Annotated in this window: 2 protein-coding genes; both read left to right on the top strand. The window is 74.3% G+C overall.

What is annotated here, in order from left to right; translation table 11 throughout:
- Nucleotides 1-332: 332 nt before the first annotated feature.
- The gene (gene thrB / locus ACWEMJ_RS33870) at nucleotides 333-1,250 is read left to right on the top strand and encodes a homoserine kinase (protein ID WP_452140983.1); all 918 of its coding nucleotides are present in this window, start codon (nucleotides 333-335) and stop codon (nucleotides 1,248-1,250) included.
- A gap of 505 nt (nucleotides 1,251-1,755) precedes the next feature.
- The coding region (rho, locus tag ACWEMJ_RS33865) for a transcription termination factor Rho (protein WP_452140982.1) at nucleotides 1,756-3,600 on the top strand (1,845 nt) is incomplete at its 3' end.

The raw sequence follows: 3,600 nt of genomic DNA, 5'->3' as shown, positions 1-3,600 counted from the left end.
CTCCCCGCCCCCCCCCCGCCTGGGCCGCTGGTCCTCCCCCTCCTCCTAGCGGGGGCGGGGCCCCGCGGCGCTGTCCCGCCGCTCGCCGCGCATTCGGGCCAGGTGTCCACACTTTCCGGTAGCTTTCAGGTCATCCGACCGGCGCTTTTCCGCTGCTTGTGGCAACACGGAAGATCCGAGCCGAGCAGGGTGTACCGCTCTGGAACCTCTCTTCGATACGCTGGACCCCGGCGGGCCGCGCCACGCTGCGCGCTCCCTTCGACCACCCCGCCGCCGTACCACCGCAGGCCCCGTCGTCCGGGCCGCCCCCACTTTTCAGGAGTGTCCACCGCATGGCCGGTCCCGCGTTCCGCGCCGCCGCCGTCCGGGTCCGCGTCCCCGCGACCAGCGCCAACCTCGGCCCCGGCTTCGACGCATTCGGCCTCGCCCTCGGGCTCTACGACGACGTGGTGGTGCGAGTCGCCGACTCCGGCCTGAGCGTGGACATCGCCGGCGAGGGCGCCGACACCCTGCCCCGCGACGAGCGCCACCTGCTGGTCCGCTCGCTGCGCGCGGCCTTCGACCGGCTCGGCGGACAGCCCCGCGGCCTCGAAGTGGTCTGCGCCAACCGCATACCGCACGGTCGCGGCCTGGGCTCCTCGTCCGCCGCGATCTGCGCCGGCATCGTCGCCGCCCGCGCCGTCACCATCGGCGGCGCCTCCGCCCTCGACGACGACGCGCTGCTCGCCCTCGCCTCCGAGCTGGAGGGCCACCCCGACAACGTCGCGGCCTGCCTGCGCGGCAACTTCACCGTCGCCTGGACCGAGGACGGCACCGCGCGCACCATCACGCTCGACCCGTCCGACCGGGTCGTTCCGGTCGTGTTCGTGCCCTCCACCGAGGTCCTCACCGAGACGGCCCGCGGTCTCCTCCCCAAGACCGTCCCGCTCTCCGACGCCGCCGTCAACGCCGGCCGCGCCGCCCTGCTGGTCGAGGCGCTCACCCGCCGCCCCGAACTGCTGCTCACCGCCACCGAGGACCGCATCCACCAGGACTACCGGGCCTCCGCGATGCCCGACAGCGCCGCCCTGGTCGCGGCGCTGCGCGCCGAGGGCGTGCCCGCCGTCATCTCGGGCGCCGGACCGACGGTGCTCGCGCTCTCCGACGAGGCCGGCGCCGAGAAGCTGCTGTCCTTCGCCGGGCCGCAGTTCGCGGCGCACCGGCTGGAGCTCGACCGCACCGGCGCGACCGTGCTGCCGCTCGACATGTGAGACGGACACGATTGACAACCAAAGGGCTGGGGAATGTGTCAGGGGGTCGGTAGTGTTAACCTCATTGCTGCACCAGATGCCCTCCGGGGCCCGGTGCGACGCATCCCGATCCCGTTCCCCCGTCCACACGGAGGCCGGAAGCTCGGGATCACGATTCTCCGGGAGCCCGCCACACCGCGTACGCAGCCTGCCTGCGCGACTGCGGCCCATCCCGAAGCCGTGACGGCACCAGACTCCCACCCGCAGCCTCTGCATCGAGCGGCCGGGCGGGGCCCGAACTGCCGCCGCGCGACGGGGGCCCGGGCATCAAAACAGGCGCAGCGAGGTCGATAACGGCCGTCCGCGCCACCTTCGCACCACAGTGCACCGCACTTCGCAGCTCCCCGGAAGGACCAGCCTTCCGCGGGAATCCAGCCCCTGACCAGCGCACAGAGATGCTGGCCAGGACAGCACAACCGGTCGCCGTGCCAGACAGGCCGACGTCCGCTCCAGGGAAGGACCCTTAGTGAGCGACACCACCGATCTGATGGGCGCGCGCCCGGACGCCGAGGCGTCGGACGCAGCCGCCGCCCCCGCGGCTCCGGCGCGACGCCGTCGTACCGCTGCCGCCGGCCTGGACGGCCTGGTCCTGGCCGAGCTCCAGAAGCTCGCCTCGACCCTCGGGATCAGCGGTACCGGACGGATGCGCAAGAGCCAGCTGATCGAGGCCATCAAGGAGAAGAGCGGCGGCGACCCGCTGCTCGCGGGCGGCTCCGCCCCCGCCGCTCCGGCCGCCAAGAAGGCCGCCAAGTCGGCTGCTCCCGCCGAGGCCGCCCCGGCCGCGGCCGAGGAGAAGCCGGCCCGCCGCGCCCGCACCGCCGCCGCCACCGAGCCGCAGCCGCAGGCGCAGATCGAGATCCCGGTGCAGGCCGCCGCCGACACCGCGGCCGCCGCCGCCCGGACCGAGCGTCCGCGCCGCCGCGCCACCGCCGCCGCCGGCGCGCCCACCGCCGAGGCCGCCACCGCCACCGCCACCGAGCAGGACCGGCCGGCCGCCGAGGCCAAGGCCGAGGGCCAGCGCCCGGCCGCCGAGGGCGAGGGCCGCACCGAGCGCCGCGAGCGCCGGGACCGCCGTGACCGCGACCGCCGCGAGGGCGGCGAGCGTGCCGAGCGCACCGAGGCCGCCGCGGCCGAGGGCGACGGCGAGATCCGCGAGTCCCGCCGCGACCGCCGCAACCGCCGCGAGCGCGACCGCGCCGACCGCCAGCAGGGCGGCGGCCAGCAGCAGGACGGCGGCCAGACCCGCCAGCAGGGCCAGCAGCAGGGTGGTGGCCAGCAGCAGGCCGGCGCCGCCCAGCAGCAGGGCGGCTACGACGACGACGAGTTCGGCGACGGCCGCCGCGGCCGCCGCGGCCGCTACCGCGACCGTCGGGGCCGTCGCCGCGAGGGCTTCGAGGGCGGCGCCGCCGAGGTGCAGCTGAGCGAGGACGACGTCCTGATCCCGGTCGCGGGCATCCTGGACATCCTCGACAACTACGCCTTCGTCCGGACCTCCGGCTACCTGCCCGGCCAGAACGACGTCTACGTCTCGCTGGCCCAGGTCCGCAAGCACGGCCTGCGCAAGGGCGACGCCATCACCGGCGCCGTCCGGCAGCCGAAGGACGGCGAGCGCCGCGAGAAGTTCAACGCGCTGGTGCGCCTGGACTCCGTCAACGGCATGGACCCGGACAGCGGCCGCGGCCGCCCCGAGTTCGGCAAGCTGACCCCGCTGTACCCCCAGGAGCGGCTGCGCCTGGAGACCGACCCGGGCGTGCTGACCACCCGGATCATCGACCTGGTGTCGCCGATCGGCAAGGGCCAGCGCGGTCTGATCGTGGCCCCGCCGAAGACCGGCAAGACCATGATCATGCAGGCGATCGCCAACGCGATCACCCACAACAACCCCGAGTGCCACCTGATGGTCGTCCTGGTCGACGAGCGTCCGGAAGAGGTCACCGACATGCAGCGGTCGGTGAAGGGCGAGGTCATCTCCTCGACCTTCGACCGCCCGGCCGAGGACCACACCACCGTCGCCGAGCTCGCCATCGAGCGCGCCAAGCGCCTGGTGGAGCTGGGCCACGACGTGGTGATCCTGCTGGACTCCATCACCCGCCTGGGCCGCGCCTACAACCTGGCCGCGCCCGCCTCCGGCCGCATCCTGTCCGGTGGTGTCGACTCGACCGCGCTGTACCCGCCGAAGAAGTTCTTCGGCGCCGCGCGCAACATCGAGAACGGCGGCTCGCTGACCATCCTGGCCACCGCGCTGGTCGACACCGGCTCGCGGATGGACGAGGTGATCTTCGAGGAGTTCAAGGGCACCGGCAACATGGAG

The organism is Kitasatospora sp. NPDC004531 (genome assembly GCF_053602195.1).
This window is presented reverse-complemented; position numbering and strand designations above follow the sequence as displayed.